General features: G+C 34.0%; 13 protein-coding genes and 1 pseudogene. 4 read left to right on the top strand and 10 right to left on the bottom strand.

The window, feature by feature from the left end:
* Window positions 1–126 precede the first annotated feature (126 nt).
* Together ACZ11_RS06190 and ACZ11_RS06185 are read right to left on the bottom strand one after the other, a co-directional pair.
* Window positions 127–840 (bottom strand): SDR family oxidoreductase, encoded by a 714-nt coding sequence (locus ACZ11_RS06190; protein WP_049664538.1) that lies wholly within the window; start codon window positions 838–840, stop codon window positions 127–129.
* A 32-nt stretch (window positions 841–872) separates the two neighbouring features.
* Complete coding sequence (locus tag ACZ11_RS06185; protein WP_049664535.1) at window positions 873–1,424, bottom strand: NAD(P)H-dependent oxidoreductase; 552 nt, start codon at window positions 1,422–1,424, stop codon at window positions 873–875.
* A 360-nt stretch (window positions 1,425–1,784) separates the two neighbouring features.
* Between ACZ11_RS06185 and ACZ11_RS06180 the strand changes: the two genes are divergently transcribed.
* Window positions 1,785–2,123, top strand: a complete 339-nt coding sequence (locus ACZ11_RS06180) for a winged helix-turn-helix transcriptional regulator (protein WP_049664532.1) — start codon at window positions 1,785–1,787, stop codon at window positions 2,121–2,123.
* 421 nt (window positions 2,124–2,544) lie between these two features.
* Here the strand turns inward: ACZ11_RS06180 and ACZ11_RS06175 are convergent, their stop codons facing one another.
* From ACZ11_RS06175 to ACZ11_RS06160, 4 genes are all read right to left on the bottom strand, one after another.
* Window positions 2,545–4,497, bottom strand: coding sequence for an LTA synthase family protein (locus ACZ11_RS06175; RefSeq protein WP_049664531.1), 1,953 nt, complete (start codon window positions 4,495–4,497; stop codon window positions 2,545–2,547).
* A gap of 619 nt (window positions 4,498–5,116) precedes the next feature.
* The gene (locus tag ACZ11_RS06170) at window positions 5,117–6,430 is read right to left on the bottom strand and encodes an opine metallophore biosynthesis dehydrogenase (RefSeq protein ID WP_082172694.1); all 1,314 of its coding nucleotides are present in this window, start codon (window positions 6,428–6,430) and stop codon (window positions 5,117–5,119) included.
* Between the two features lie 23 nt (window positions 6,431–6,453).
* A complete protein-coding gene (locus tag ACZ11_RS06165) occupies window positions 6,454–7,248 on the bottom strand; it encodes a nicotianamine synthase family protein (RefSeq protein ID WP_338048281.1) in 795 nt (264 codons plus the stop codon).
* A gap of 226 nt (window positions 7,249–7,474) precedes the next feature.
* Window positions 7,475–9,016: a thiol-activated cytolysin family protein gene (locus ACZ11_RS06160; protein WP_049664528.1), complete on the bottom strand. Its 1,542-nt coding sequence runs from the start codon at window positions 9,014–9,016 to the stop codon at window positions 7,475–7,477.
* 396 nt (window positions 9,017–9,412) lie between these two features.
* Between ACZ11_RS06160 and ACZ11_RS06155 the strand changes: the two genes are divergently transcribed.
* Window positions 9,413–9,685, top strand: coding sequence for a gamma-type small acid-soluble spore protein (locus ACZ11_RS06155; RefSeq protein ID WP_134008518.1), 273 nt, complete (start codon window positions 9,413–9,415; stop codon window positions 9,683–9,685).
* 388 nt (window positions 9,686–10,073) lie between these two features.
* On the opposite strand, the gene ACZ11_RS06150 is transcribed toward ACZ11_RS06155, so the two are convergent.
* Window positions 10,074–11,252 carry a PepSY-associated TM helix domain-containing protein gene (locus tag ACZ11_RS06150; RefSeq protein ID WP_269079309.1) on the bottom strand — a complete coding sequence of 393 codons (1,179 nt, stop codon included), beginning with the start codon at window positions 11,250–11,252 and terminating at the stop codon, window positions 10,074–10,076.
* Window positions 11,253–12,083: 831 nt separating this feature from the next.
* Here ACZ11_RS06150 and ACZ11_RS24955 point away from each other — a divergent pair.
* On the top strand, window positions 12,084–12,194 hold the full coding sequence (locus ACZ11_RS24955) for a YjcZ family sporulation protein (protein ID WP_049664525.1): 111 nt from the start codon (window positions 12,084–12,086) through the stop codon (window positions 12,192–12,194).
* A 71-nt stretch (window positions 12,195–12,265) separates the two neighbouring features.
* Here ACZ11_RS24955 and ACZ11_RS06140 read toward each other — a convergent pair whose 3' ends face one another.
* Window positions 12,266–12,478 (bottom strand): hypothetical protein, encoded by a 213-nt coding sequence (locus ACZ11_RS06140; RefSeq protein WP_134008521.1) that lies wholly within the window; start codon window positions 12,476–12,478, stop codon window positions 12,266–12,268.
* 17 nt (window positions 12,479–12,495) lie between these two features.
* On the opposite strand from ACZ11_RS06140, the gene ACZ11_RS06135 reads away from it, so the two are divergent.
* The gene (locus ACZ11_RS06135) at window positions 12,496–12,831 is read left to right on the top strand and encodes a 2Fe-2S iron-sulfur cluster-binding protein (RefSeq protein ID WP_049664522.1); all 336 of its coding nucleotides are present in this window, start codon (window positions 12,496–12,498) and stop codon (window positions 12,829–12,831) included.
* Window positions 12,832–13,121: 290 nt separating this feature from the next.
* Here ACZ11_RS06135 and ACZ11_RS06130 read toward each other — a convergent pair whose 3' ends face one another.
* A complete protein-coding gene (locus ACZ11_RS06130) occupies window positions 13,122–14,390 on the bottom strand; it encodes an MFS transporter (protein WP_049664521.1) in 1,269 nt (422 codons plus the stop codon).
* A 42-nt stretch (window positions 14,391–14,432) separates the two neighbouring features.
* Window positions 14,433–14,520 (bottom strand): annotated as a pseudogene (locus tag ACZ11_RS26895) (IS200/IS605 family transposase); the annotation flags it as partial.
* Window positions 14,521–14,754 lie beyond the last annotated feature (234 nt).

Genomic DNA, 14,754 nt, shown 5'->3' with positions numbered 1-14,754 from the left:
TCCCCTATAAGCAGACATTTTTTTATATTAATCAATGGAAATGACTACACCATCCTTTCGTATAGTTCTACAAAAGGAATAGCATTTATTCTTGTTTAGGGGAAATATTTTTCCTCAGCTGCTGATCTAAGCTAAAATGTGACCACCTTCTACATGCAGAACGGTTCCAGTGACGAAACTATTTTGTAGCAAGTATAGTACGCTTTGTGCAACATCTTCAGCTCTCCCTATTCGTTTCACAGGAAGTTTGTTTTCAACAGCAGCATAGAAATTATTTCGTGCTTCTTCTGGCATTTTGCTACGAGAAGGTGTGTCAATTATACCAGGTGAAACGATGTTTACTCGGATTGGAGCAAGTTCTAATGCCAAAGTCTGGCCTAGATTCGAAACTGCCGCATTGACTGCTCCTAGCATTGCTGAACCAACCATAGACTTGTAGGCTACAACTCCAGAGAATAAAGTGATTGAACCGTTTGGTGAAATTTTCGAAGCACCGTATTTCGCTGCATAATATTGTCCCCAAAATTTATTTTCAAACAGTTGTCGGGCTTGGGCTGTATCCGTATGGAGGAATGACCCGCCGGATGTTTCTGCCGCGCTTATCACAAGATGATCGAACTGGCCGATTTTTTCAAAGAAAGACTGTACTTGCTGTTCTTGTGTTGTATCTAGAGTAAAAGCCGTTGCTCTAACTCCTAGTTGCTCTTTTGCAATCCGTAATTTATCTTCGGAACGGCTGGCAATAATTACTTCTGCCCCTTGGGCTACTAGCTGTTTAGCTGATTCCAAACCAATTCCAGAACTTCCACCGATAATTACAACTTTTTTATTTTTTAACATGTTTTTACCCTCCTATGGGTTCACTTAATTGATTAAAAATTCAATACCTCTTGCAGGTGTATATCAAGTTCAGATACAAACTTTTCAACCATCGGATTTTTGACTACATCATAACAGGAGAAGCTCTTTAAAGGTTTCATACCGAGAAATTTCTGTATTCGATGTAAATGGCTTAATGCATCTTCTAGGCCGCTTCCTTCAAAAAATTGACTTGGATCGTTAAATGCTTTTTCAGGGGCATTCCAGGTAGTCGAAAACATATATTTCTTTTCAGTCAATAACCCGCCTTTTCCATACTGATCAGCACCCTTAAAAAATAAGCCATAAGCATATACTTCATCCATATACGTCTTCAATAAGCCCGGAACACTAAACCAATAGATAGGTGTTTGGTAAATGACAATATCAGCCCATATAAATTTTTGTTGTTCTTCTTCGATTTTATATCCATCTTGAATAATCGTTGTTTTTACATTGTTCTTTTCGCTAAAAAAACTGACCAATTTGTCCATCAATGTTTGGTTCAAATTCCCCTCTGCTGAACTATATTTCTGGTGCCCGTTAATAATAAGTATATTTTTCATCTTTATCTAGCTCCTTTTAATTTCGTGATCCTTTCATAAACCGCCTAGCACTTAGCTGTTAACCAATAGCCCTGGTCAAATCGTTTGTTACATTTGGAAGAATACCCATGATGGCGACTCTGTACTACCAATAGTAAAAGCACTGATTAACAATGCTAACGGTAGTTTGTTTAGTTGATTTCACGCACTAATTTTAATCACCTCCTCCTTAAAGGAATAGAATAATATGTTCAACGATATTATATATATAGTAACTTCATTTAGGGAAGTAGTGATATTTAATTCATTAAGTTTCTGAAAATATACTATTGTGATATGATAAGGTAAATTAGTAAAAAAAATTTAGGGAGGATGTTTCAGATGAGTGTTATTGAGCCAGTCGTGTTGACCAAAGGTGCACCAGGTGAGACTTGCCCCATTGCTAAAACGCTCGATGTGATTGGGACTAAATGGACCTTTTTAATTATTCGTGATCTGCTTGTAGATGGAACGATGCGATTCAGTGACCTATTGAAATCAATGGATGGAATTAGCCCAAAAACACTTTCACTTCGTCTTAAGGCACTAGAAGATCATGGGATATTGGACAGGGAGGTATTTCCTGAAGTTCCCCCTCGTGTGGAATATACATTAACGGAAAAAGGAAAACAGTTAGAAGGTATTTTCATTGAATTGAAGAGATTTGGATTAAATTTATAAAAGATTAAATATAGGTGAATGTAGAAGAGAGTCATGGATACAACCTGGTTCAAAGGAACTCAGATAAAACTGGTCAAAACCTTAAAAAGCGCGAGAAATCAAGTTTAGAAACGTTGATTTCTCGCGCTTTTCTGATGTTAAATTTGCCAATTTTGCTTTAAAAATATACTTATGTCCCTTCCTCTTCAATCTTTCTCTTATTGTGTAACGCTTGATTTAAAACGTCTAAAGATGAAAAGCAGGTTATCATGCTATATCTGATAATACATTTGCTGCCTTATCAGATGCACTTAAACGTTAAGAGGTCTATTTTAATATAACATAAAAAAAGACAATTCAAGATAACGGTAGGATACCATAAAGCAATTAAACTTTATGATATCAAACACATCATCTTGAACTGCCCAGGAAATTGCAACAATTAATTAGATTCTACATTCTCATCTTTGGAGTAATTATACTTAGAACGATCAACTGGAGTATAGTCTTTTGGCGTATAGAATCTCAATAAGTCACCATTCACGACTTTATCAGATAATTCTAATTTACGATCTACATTATCTTTCATAGTTTGCGCAAACTCTAATTGACTATCATCTAGTAGTAAACCTGTTTTATTATCATAAAATTTCCCATTAACCGAATAAATAGTAGGACTGACAAAACCGCCATTTCTAAATGGTACAACTTCATCATGCTCTTTTGATAATAAGTCGGAACCAAATTGAACAAATTTTTGTGTATCAATTCCTAGTAAATGTAATAACGTTGGAAGAAGGTCTGTTTGGCCACCATAAGTATGGTTAGTTCCACCTTGCATACCTGGAACGTGTATAAATAATGGTACGCGTTGCAAATTAGCATTTTCATATGGTGTAATTTCTTTTCCAATGACTTGTTCCATCGCATCATTATGATTATCTGAAATACCGTAATGGTCACCATAAAGAACGATCATCGAATTATCATATAATCCTGATTCTTTTAATTGATTGAACATCTGTTTGATTGCTTCATCTGCATAACGAGCTGTTTGGAAATAATTATCTACACTTGAATCCCCAGTATTAGCTTTATCAATTGTAACTAAGCTTTGATCCATTTTATATGGGAAGTGGTTCCCTACCGTAATTAATTTCGTATAGAAAGGTTGTGGTAACGAACTTAACATACTTTCAGATTGTTTAAAGAATGGTTTATCTAACAATCCGTATTCAGCCATGTTTTCTGAAGAACCCGTGTCATAATAACTAGCATCAAAGAAGTGCTCGAATCCAAATGATTTATAAATCTCATTTCGATTCCAGAAGCTTCCATTGTTACCATGGAATACAGCAGATGTATAACCATAATCTTTTAAAATACTAGGAGCTGCTTGATACGTATTTTGTGCTTTTGTAATATAAGCAGATCCTTGTGGTAATCCAAATAAAGAATTTTCCAGCATAAATTCTGCATCGGAAGTTTTACCTTGACCAGTTTGATGGTAGAAATTATCAAAATACATTGTATTCTTATCTTTTGTTAATGAATTTAAAAATGGTGTAACTTCTTCACCGTTTAATTTATAGTCAATCAGGAAGTTTTGGAATGATTCTAAATGTAAATAGATAACGTTCATTCCTTTTGCTTTACCAAAATATTGTTCATTAGGTTTGGCGTAGTTGGATTTTGTATAGTTCATCACTTCTGTAATATCACTACTATCCGCCAAAGCTCTCTGTGAAGTTGCTTTCATCGTTTCTACTGAATCATAAATCGTATAGTTATACATTCCTAGATATTTCACAATATAGTTTCTATCAAAACCACGAGATAATAGTTGCGGACGATCAGCTTCAGCTAGTCCTAAATTTAGGATTGATATTGCTAATGCAATAGTAATGATTGCCGTTGCTTTTTTATATCCAAAACGATTGCTATCTTTTTGTATTTTTCTTGAGAATCGTAAGTAAAACATTACAAATACGTCCACAAAGAACAAGATATCAAAAGGCTTTATTAAAGTAAGAACACTACCACCTAAATCTCCAAAGTTCTGCGTTTGGGTAACTGTAGGTAATGTAATGAAATCACTAAAAAATCGGTAATATACAACATTGGCATATAAAAGAATAGACATCAGAGTATACACTACAACTAGTGATGTATATTTTCTCTTTCCTTTAAATAAAAATGATATTCCTAGAAACAGCATTGCTGAACCTAGTGGATTTAATAGTAAAAGGAAATGTTGAAGGAATCCTTCTACGCCTAGTTTAAATTGTGTTGTTTGAGTGATGTATGTTTTAATCCATAACATTACGACAGCTAATAAATATATCCCTATAAATTTGTTTAATAGGTTATCTTTTTTACTTATTAAATTTTTCATTTTTGCACCTACCTTTTACTTATTCAATTAAGCACTCCTTGCCGATTTCATGACATCCGCCGAAGGCTTTAGGCCATCACGAAGCCGGTCACTTAGTCTAAGGACGTTATGTTCTTAGAATTAGTTCCTTTATTTCAACATGTGTTTAAGCACCCGCTGAAAAAAGTTAAATTAAATCTAGATATATATTAACTTAGATTATAAGTATTTCATGAAAAAATGTTACTTCACAATAGCTTTTTTCGTAGCTATTGTATACTACTCCCCTTATAGACTTCTGTCAAGTTGTTAATTATCGTAAAAGACAATTAGTATAATTATCGTAAATCTTGTCATAAAAACACCGGTAAATGTTAGTTTTTTAACTAACGTTTACCGGGGATATTAAGCCATTACTCTTTCTTTTTTACCTCGTTAATTTCAACCACGCAACCGTTTTACAATGTAGTTCACCAAAATATAAAAACTCACTTTCCTCAATTAACACTATATCATTCAAAACGTTCTTTCTTTTGCTGCTTTTTTTGTTACTCATTCAAATTTAACTTCTTCATTATGATTTTTAAAAGATGATGTTTATGTTTTCTTCATCACATTTAATCTCTATTTTATCCATATATTACACCACTTTTGTTTTTTCACTTAAAATTAATTCCTTACATATCATCTCTATTTCTTGTGAAAAGGATTTTACTTGGAAGGCATCTGAATATATTTTGTTCTCCGGTGAAGCCACTACTTGTTGTAATTTTTCTTCATATGTTTGTACAAAATAATCAAGCGTTGGACTTTTCAATTTCAGAGCTTTAGCAATCCCTTGAATGATTTTCACACGATAGTAATCCTCTTTTGGCATTCTAGGAATATCCCATTCCCCGTCATGATTTTTAAAAATGCTTCTAAGAGGAACTGCTGAAAAATCAAAGTATCTTCCTTCTTGATTTGGTATAGAAAATGGATCAATTAATAAGGAGGCATAACGAATATAGAGTAGATACTCTTGATGTATGGACTCCAGTTTATTAAAATTCTCTATTTCTTGTCTGGCAATACTTTCAGGCTGTAGTGGATAATTATCATCTACCATAAACTTTAATAGATTTAGAGGTTGAATATTGAAGTGTTGTACAATCGCCATCATTTCTTTCCAATAATTTAATAAATGACGAATCACTGTATAAGTAATGGGACCCTCAGGATAAAGCTTATACACATACTTTGTTATTTTTTTCTCATCAAATATTGCTTCTAGTGAAAAATCGTTCATAAATAAAGGAGGATGCACATATAAAGAAATATTTTTTGTTTCTGCCTCAAGGGGAGATGCTACTTTTTCCAAATGAATCCCTAAATAACGAAATAATTTAGATAGTTCATCCAGTCTATCCGATTTTGAGTAAGTTGAACCAATATAAACTGTTCTCTTTACGCCTGTCGTCAATACTTCATTTGATGGATTTTCCCCTAACCATCTAGTATCTCCATAATATGTTGAAAAACTAATTACCTCAGTCTTAGGAGATAGATACTTTAGGAAATTAGTTATTAAATGACTTGAGCCAAATGTAGGTGAAATCAATATAAAACAGCTAGCCTTCTTCAACACTTCTTTATCAATTTGTGCTAATACTGATATATAAGAATCTGTAGTAACACTAAGTACAACGGTATCCCAGTCTCCAGATACTGTATGATAACCCTTAAAAAACGCATCAATAATACATTTTCCTGCTACAGACTGATGTTGTGTATTTTGTATATTTACATTAAGTTCAAGTTGATGCTGAACGATAGTTTCAAAGAACATTTTGGAACGTAAAGATTCTCTACCAGCAATAGCAACTTTACTATTATAATAATTCTTGAAATTTACAGCTAATTGAATTACTGTTGGACCTGTTCCTAACAGTAAAACCTTATTAAAATAAGTCATAATCCTCTCCTCATCTATTTAAGTCATTGTACTTTTTGATACAAAATAACATCAAATACATTTTGAGGGTGCATAACTTTTTCCGTTATATACCATTTGTTTTCGTCTACTTCCTGCATTGGATAATTAAAAAGAGACTTTAACCCATTACCATAACGCATAGCAATCATCACATCCTTATTAGTTAAATCATATAATTGGTCTAATATGTCATATTTATAGCTAACAGTTGAACTAAATATAATATGAGTAATCTGTTTAATAACTGGGAGTTCTCGTACTGACTTATTGTCAATTTGAATTGATAATTGACTTCCAAATTTATTTACTACATGCTTTCCCAACTGAACCGCTTCATTATCAATATCAATTCCAAAAACTTCTGCGCCTGTTCGTTCCGCAATCATTAATAATGTTATAGGAAAAGGTCCTGATCCTACCAAGAGCACCTTCGACTGACTGGTAATTTGAAAACCTCCAAATTCCTTTTCAATGCAGTCTTCTATGTTACGAAAATAATCAGTGATCCCCTCATTTTCATAGCTTAATACTAAAGCTCGATATTTTTCCATTATTTGTACACAAACAGAAGAGTTACTTCTTAGATTCTCGACTAATGGTAATATTTCGATTGATTGAGCTAAATTTTCCCATTGTTTTTCATTGTCATGATCTATAATAAAGGAAGAATACTCATCGATTATTCCACACAACTCTGGATACTCAACTATTAGATGATCGTTGTTTTGATTGATAAATAACTTAAATTTTTTATCAAAGTAATGTAATTTCTTTAAAAACGCATTTATATCCTTCACTTGCCTCACTCCTATGTTTGAGGATTAAAGTTCAATATATGCGGAACCCTTTAATACTATTTCAACGCCCCGTTTACAAACCTGAACATTATCGATAGGTATGAACTTATACCATAATAGTTGCCCCATCACAGCCCCAAATGTAGATACTTGAGAAAATAAAAACGGCTGAAGTTCTTGTTTACAAGAATCTCAGCCGTTTGTTTTCGCTGGTGGAAGTTTATTTCTAATTAATATTACCTGTTGGGTATAATGTAGTTCCTCCAATTGAAACTTTTATTTCATTAGATAATGGAACATTGTATTCATCAATAATTGTTCTCCACCATTCCCATGCAAGACCTGTACATTCTCTTGCATAAATTCTTATATTTTTTGCATTAGGCGGAAGTGGTATCACTGTAGAGAAATGAGCTGTTTTATCTTTCCAGTTTCCATCCCAAGTTTTATGGGATAGAACTTCATTCCCGTTTTCATCATATGAAATTTCATCCCAAGCTACTTCAAATTGAGCAACATATGCACCGTAATGATCAAGGATGATTTTGCCTTTAGAATATTCTGTAGCTGTCGTCTCAATATAATCTGTATTGTTATGAACAGCAGCAATTGAATTATCCTTTAAGAAAACACTTGTATATGATATTGGGTATGCTGGATTTTTAAGACTAAATTCCCCATTATCTTTAATTATTTCTCTAATATCATTAAAGTCCTTAGAGACAACCTGATTATGCTTTTGTGAATCTCCGCCTAATACTACAGCAGTAAAGGAACTTTCTTCAAATATATCTTTGTACTGTCCACTAGTTTCTACATTAGTATTAACATCCTTCAGTAGGGCTTTAAAAGCAGCTTGTACATCCTTGCTTTTAGAGCTTGTTTCTAATTTTACATAAATTGTTCTGCCATAAGCAACATTTGAGACCATAACAGGAGGGGCATCATTACTTACCCCTTTACGAGTTAACTCTTCAAAATTGACACTATCATCAAAAAGGTCTGATGGATTGTTAGGTTGTTCTGCACTTACTGTATAAAATATTTGTTTATATGCCGCAACCATCACTTTTTTCTCTCCATTAGCAATCGCATTAAAGTCAATTCCCAGTGAATTGTCAAGAACTTGGGCGTTAACATTCAGAGCGCTTGCTATTTGAGATTTGCTATAAACCATAGATTCCGAATATTGTAGTCTTGCAGGTAAAGTATGAGTTGTAGAATATTTTTCACTCCATGTAGATACTAATTCATCTACTGCCCCAGATACATTACCATATGTTGGATTATCCACAGTCGTAGTATTTTCTCTTTTCATTCCAGGTAAATCTATGCTAATATTTAGCGGTTTTCTTTTAGCCACCAATAAACTAGGTTGATTGTCTACAAAAGCTTTGTTTGCAAGTTGTAATGCTCCTGGATATGTACGATTCGCCATAGAATCAATAATTGAAATATCCACCGGCGAAGTTGTAAGTGATTTTTTGTTACGTTCAACCACTATAAATTTATCATTTGAATTAATACCTTCTTTTGGAACAAAACTATTAATCTTGTCACCATTCACTGCTAAAACTTCGCTATTATTGTAGTTCAGGTTTGCAATACCAGTATCAATATCATTAGATTTGCTTTTTTCACTAGCTACATTAGTATCAAGTGTTGCAGCAAAGGAAATAATCGGATAGTTTATAATGCATAAACTAACAGATAAACATACTAGAACTTTTATTACTTTAAAATAATTTCGAATCCCCAAAAAAATCACTCCTTTTTTAGGAAATTATACCACAAAAGCACTTTTCGCAAATATAGTAGGTTAGCACCATATTTAACTTTCTAAAGAGTATTTATAGCAAATATGACACATTCTAATTTTCAATTCAAAATACTATAGTCGCAACATATACCACGATACCATCTAATGAGAGTACGGCAACTATTCCTTCTTTTTAGAGTCACTGACAAATTAAAAGATATTATTTATCTTGAGTTCATCTAATGCAATTAAATCTATTGGTGCGTGACAGGTAGCCTCTTGCCTGTCACGTACATGTCTTCCATTACTATCGGTCTATCTAACACCAACTAAGGAATCTTTTTAGAATTTATCTACGGATAATAAAGAATCTTCTGTACAGACTAATTTCAGGAGGTGAAATCCATGAATAACAACCAAAACTTTAACAAAAAAACCCCAAATGCAATGAACTCGATGAGCGAAGAATTTGGGAATGAAACTGATGTTAATCAAATTAAACAACAAATCCAACAAGCAGAAGCTAACAAAAAACAAGCTTCTGGAGCAATGAACTCGATGAATCAAGAATTCGGGAATGAGACTGATTTTAACCAAATTAAACAACAAATCCAACAAGCAGAAGCTAACAAAAAACAAGCTTCTGGTCGATTTGGAAACGAAAACGGGACAAAATAAGTTAAATTATCATCCTCAACCGGCAACCTTTTTTCTGCCGGTTTTTTCTATTTTACTCATCAGCCATAATATCTATCCGTTAGATTACTTGCACATTAAAAATCCTTCACAAAAAAGTGTCTGCTTCCCACCATAAGCAGACACTTTTTATAATAAAAACTTTTGATATATATATTTCTAAAGCATCAAAATGACTGTAGGAAATGGGTTTCATTTCACTTCGAAGCAGCCCCTTACATACATTAGTTATTTTGAAACTATTATTCAAAATGTTTAGTAACCATTAAAAATTTTAGTTCATATAACTTAATGACAACGGGTATAAGAATTAAGGATGATCTATCAAATACACGGAGGTTATAAGGGATTTAACATTGTCGCCATGTGTTTATACTACGGCTCTCGAGTCGATTTTCTGTTTTTTACGTTTGTTCTTGTTCTTTTTCTTATACCACCACATATAGATACCAGTGAACATCAGTATAGATGGAGTAAGACCACCGATAGCATACAAAACTTTAGTAAATAAACCACCAAAACTACCAGTATGTAATGGTAGGTGCCATGTTTGGTACATAAGCCCACTATTTACATGTGGATTTAGCTTGCCCACTACTTTTCCGCTATACTGATCTAACCATACTTTTACATTTCCATTGCCCGGATCATATGAATTGCTGATACGAAATTCAACTGCGCCTTCGTGGTTTCCACTTTCCACTTTTTTTGGCATTCTAACTTGCATAAGTGTTCCCTGAGGTACTTCTTTTTCAGCCATACTGAACAATTCATCAAGTGGAAGCTTACCACTTGGAAGGGCTTTTGAGATAAGCTGCTCTTCTGGAGGCATCACCTTTGCTTTTGCACCAAACCAACCAAAAATCATTTCATCATATGCGAAAAGCGCTCCTGTTAATGAAACAACCAATAAAAACGGAATGGAAACTCCACCAATGACTTTGTGTAGATCATATTGCCGTACATAAGGGTTGGCATTACGTCTTAAACTAAATCCACGTGCCCATTTTTTAATCCCAGGCCACCATAAATAAACTCCTGATAATGTAATGAAAAAGAAAATAAATCCAATCATACCGATGATTTGCTCACCATTGAAATCTTTTAACAGCAACTTTTCATGAAACTCCGTTATTAGGTTGAATATTGCTTTATCCCCTAATGTTCCATTTATGTATCCTGTTCCTGGATCTACAAATATGTTTAGTTGTTCTTCTCCTTCCTGAAGGCGGAATAAGTAAACTCCTCGAGCATTAGGTTCACTTGGAGTATATACACGGTCAATCTGACCTTTTGGATGTGCTTCTGATACTGCCTGCAAGGCTTGCTGGTACGTTACTTTTTTACCTTCCGTTACTTTATACAAATCAGGATGCAGCATGCTATTTAATTCAGGTTCAAAGACTAGCAAACTTCCTGTTAAGCCAATCAATACTATAAAAACCCCTGCTATCATACTAAGCCATAAATGAATTTTTGAGATGATTCTACGTGTTTTAATAAAAATGCCTTCTTTCCAAAAGTAATATGAAATTATGAATGTAGTCAATAATATAAAAGAGAATGATTATCATCGTCAATTAAAATTTTAAAAGCTATTAAAAATACGCTATTATATTTATCAATATTTACATTTAATAGTTATAAATATTCAAATAACCGATTGGTATGTTAGGAAATTAGTATTAATAAATACATTTCATTAGGTTGGATATGATTTGTCACAAAAATCGTTATCAACATACATTTCTTTTCTACAAGGTATAGTTTATATAGATTGGAGGAGTTTGATTTTTTTGTTAAGTGATTATTTAGGGGATATTTACCTTCCTTACTTTGATGAGCCATTGCCTTCTAATCGATTAAGTAAAAGGTCACGCCTATCGAAATGGTGGCCAAATTGCATTATAAAAAGCCATATCCGATTGGATACGACCTTTAATTAAACATTATTTTTAACTTATCATCTTTTTTAGACAGCTAACTATATAAAAAACACTAATTCCATAAATTTTTCCAATAGGATGAATACCTCCTTTGCCTTCTATAACTATACTAACAATCGACATAAAAACGAGGGAAAATTCGGTAATATAGGTAATTACAATAACAATTGCTATTACGGTGGTGGCTATGGTGGATCAAAATTCGTTCTAATAGGCGCAACTTTCATGTATTAATATAAGGGGCCTTTCAAATAGCGAGAATAATGTGTAAAGCTTATTTAAGGGGCACTTTTTACAAGAGTACCTTTTTTCATTAAAGCTCTTGATATATTTTGAAATTATTTTTAAATTAAATATTTATTAAGTAGATAAATATCGCAATCCCTATTGAAAACTTTACATATTATAAAATTAAAGAAAGGAGGGAAATTACTATGTCTGGATACTATGGTGGTTCTGGTACTGGATCTGCATTTGCGCTAATTGTTGTTCTATTCATTCTTTTAATTATTGTCGGCGCTACTTTCATGAATAGAGGTTACTAATACCTAACACCGCCTCTAATGCTCATAACTATTAGGATAATAAAAATTTATCTTTTCCCTTCTATTTTTTTCTAAGGGTCACTATCCTCCGGTGACCTTTTTAATTTTTCCTCTTTCAATGTCACAAATAAATCTTTAAGAAAAATCGCATCATTTCCTTCCTCGCTAGGTAAAATTTTTAAGCTTTCACTAAATGAATGATTTCGAAGTATGAGAATAGTCGGATCAATACAAACTGATAGTAACAGTTGCTTCGCTATAACCCCATCTATTAGGAAAATCATGAAGGGAGCATTCATAGATGCCATTTGTCACCGTATTTGGAGGAAAAACCTTTGAAGTAGAGGAAGGAAAAAAATTAGTATTAGCTCTTGAAGATAATGATATAAATATTTTTCATCAGTGTGGCGGAATGGCAAAATGCACCACTTGCAGAGTGGAGGTATTAGCTGGTGAATATAAGGATATTTCTAAAATAGAAAAAAACGCCTTCGCTATTAAAAATATTGATGAGAATATATATGAAGACTGTTTGCGGCTATCTTGTCAAATTCGTGTAATAGGAGACATTACAGTTCGGCCTATTTTAACCTTGGAAAATACACAGGGCAATAGAGGTCCAAGACCAGCAGATTAACCAAGAATCGATTAATAATTCAAACTTAAAAAGATGTGGTAACAAGATGAGTTAATTTATACAATTTCATTTTATCTATATCTTAAATATAAGGAGAAGTTAAAAAACGCGGGCTTAAATGATCTGACCCAAAAAAACAGACAATTGAAGAGGAAAAGGTTCTTTTGATACACATTTTCGGAATACAGAATGCCAACAAAAGAACCTTAAATTAAAGATTGCGTTGGTTACTTTGAAACTATTTTAGTAACCATAAAAAACTTTAGTGCATATAACTTATATAGCTTGCCTCAAGCTTTCCTAGACCAAATAACAACTGGAATAAGAATTAAGGATAAAAGCCCCCCTGCTAAAGATAGTGTCGCATAACTTGCATTAGCCACTACCATACCTGAGAGAGCGCCACCAGAAGCTCCTGCTAGTGCAACTAAAACATCAATTTTCCCCTGTGTTTTTGCACGTGTGGAAGGCTCAGTCGAATCAACTATTTGAGCAGTACCACTAATTAAGCCAAAGTTCCAGCCCAATCCTAGTAAAGAAAGCGCTACGATTAATAGAACCATAGAATCACTCGGTGCGAATGCTGCTAATAAACCTGCACATAATAGAGTCACTCCAGAAGCAATACTCATGGCTGTTCGTCCGATTTTATCAACAAGAACACCTGTTACAAGCGATGGAAGATACATGGAACCTACATGAAAACCTATAACAATCCCAACCTCCGATAAACCATGACCATGATGTTTCATATGTACTGGTGTCATCGTCATTATAGCAACCATTACAATCTGAGTAAGAACCATAACCGTTGCACCAACTGTAAGACCTCTTTTACTGACAGCTTTTTCACTAAGGGATTCCGTCATATTTCCATATTCATTTTCTCGTCTGTCCGCTTCTATCATTTTTGCAATTTCTAATGGATCCGGACGTAACATAATAAAAAGGACAAGACCTGCTAAGATAAATGCTGTTGCTGATAAGATAAATGGACCTGCAAGCGACGGAACACCCATTGAAAGAGCAACTTTCCCCATAATTTCTACTAAATTTGGACCAGCGACAGCCCCGAACGTTGTCATCACCATTGTTGTGCTAATAGCCTTTGCTCGTTGTTTATTATTGGCTAAATCCGTCCCTGCATAGCGTGCCTGTAAATTTGACGCAGTCCCTGCACCATAGATAAATAGAGATGCGAATAATAAAATGACACTATTTGTAATAGCCGCAATCACAACTCCGATTGCACCAAGCCCACCTACAAAAAAGCCGGTCGATAAACCTGTACGACGCCCATAACGTTGTGATAGTTTCCCTACAATTAAAGCTGCACCTGCCGACCCTAAAGTAAATAAAGCGGACGGCACTCCCGCATAGGCATCTGTCCCAAGCATTTGTTGAGCTAAAAGAGCCCCTACCGTAATACCTGCTGCAAGCCCTGCCCCACCAAAAACTTGTGAGAGACTAACAACGATTAGCACTCGCTTATATAAACTCTTTAGCTTTTCAGGTGAATCAATATATGTGTCCATGGTTTCTTGTGCTTTTCCAAGCATCTTACAACACCTTCCTTCTACTTTCCTCTACATCTGTACGCAGAAAAAGCTTGCTTCTGTAACGGGGACAAAAACCGAAATGATAGTTAATTAATGATACGGTTGTGTTTGTTCGTCTATATTCGTTCATATACACAATGTATCAGTTTTTTTATAGACTGCAACATACATGCAAAAAAGAGTAGAATTTTCGGATACTTGAAGCACCGCAAATCTTTCTGGTTTTAGTGGCACTCCTTATCCGACCTCACGCTCAGCCTACACCTTAAGAATTGGGCTTCCCCGTTCGGAAAATCAATAAAAATGTAGACTTAATTAAGAAATAAGAACTGTCAAAAACAGTTTACAGATTTGACAGTTCTTT

This window comes from Lysinibacillus xylanilyticus (assembly GCF_001183605.1).
GTDB lineage: Bacteria > Bacillota > Bacilli > Bacillales_A > Planococcaceae > Lysinibacillus > Lysinibacillus xylanilyticus.
Note: the sequence above shows the minus strand (reverse complement) of the source record. Positions and strands in the feature narration are given on the sequence as shown.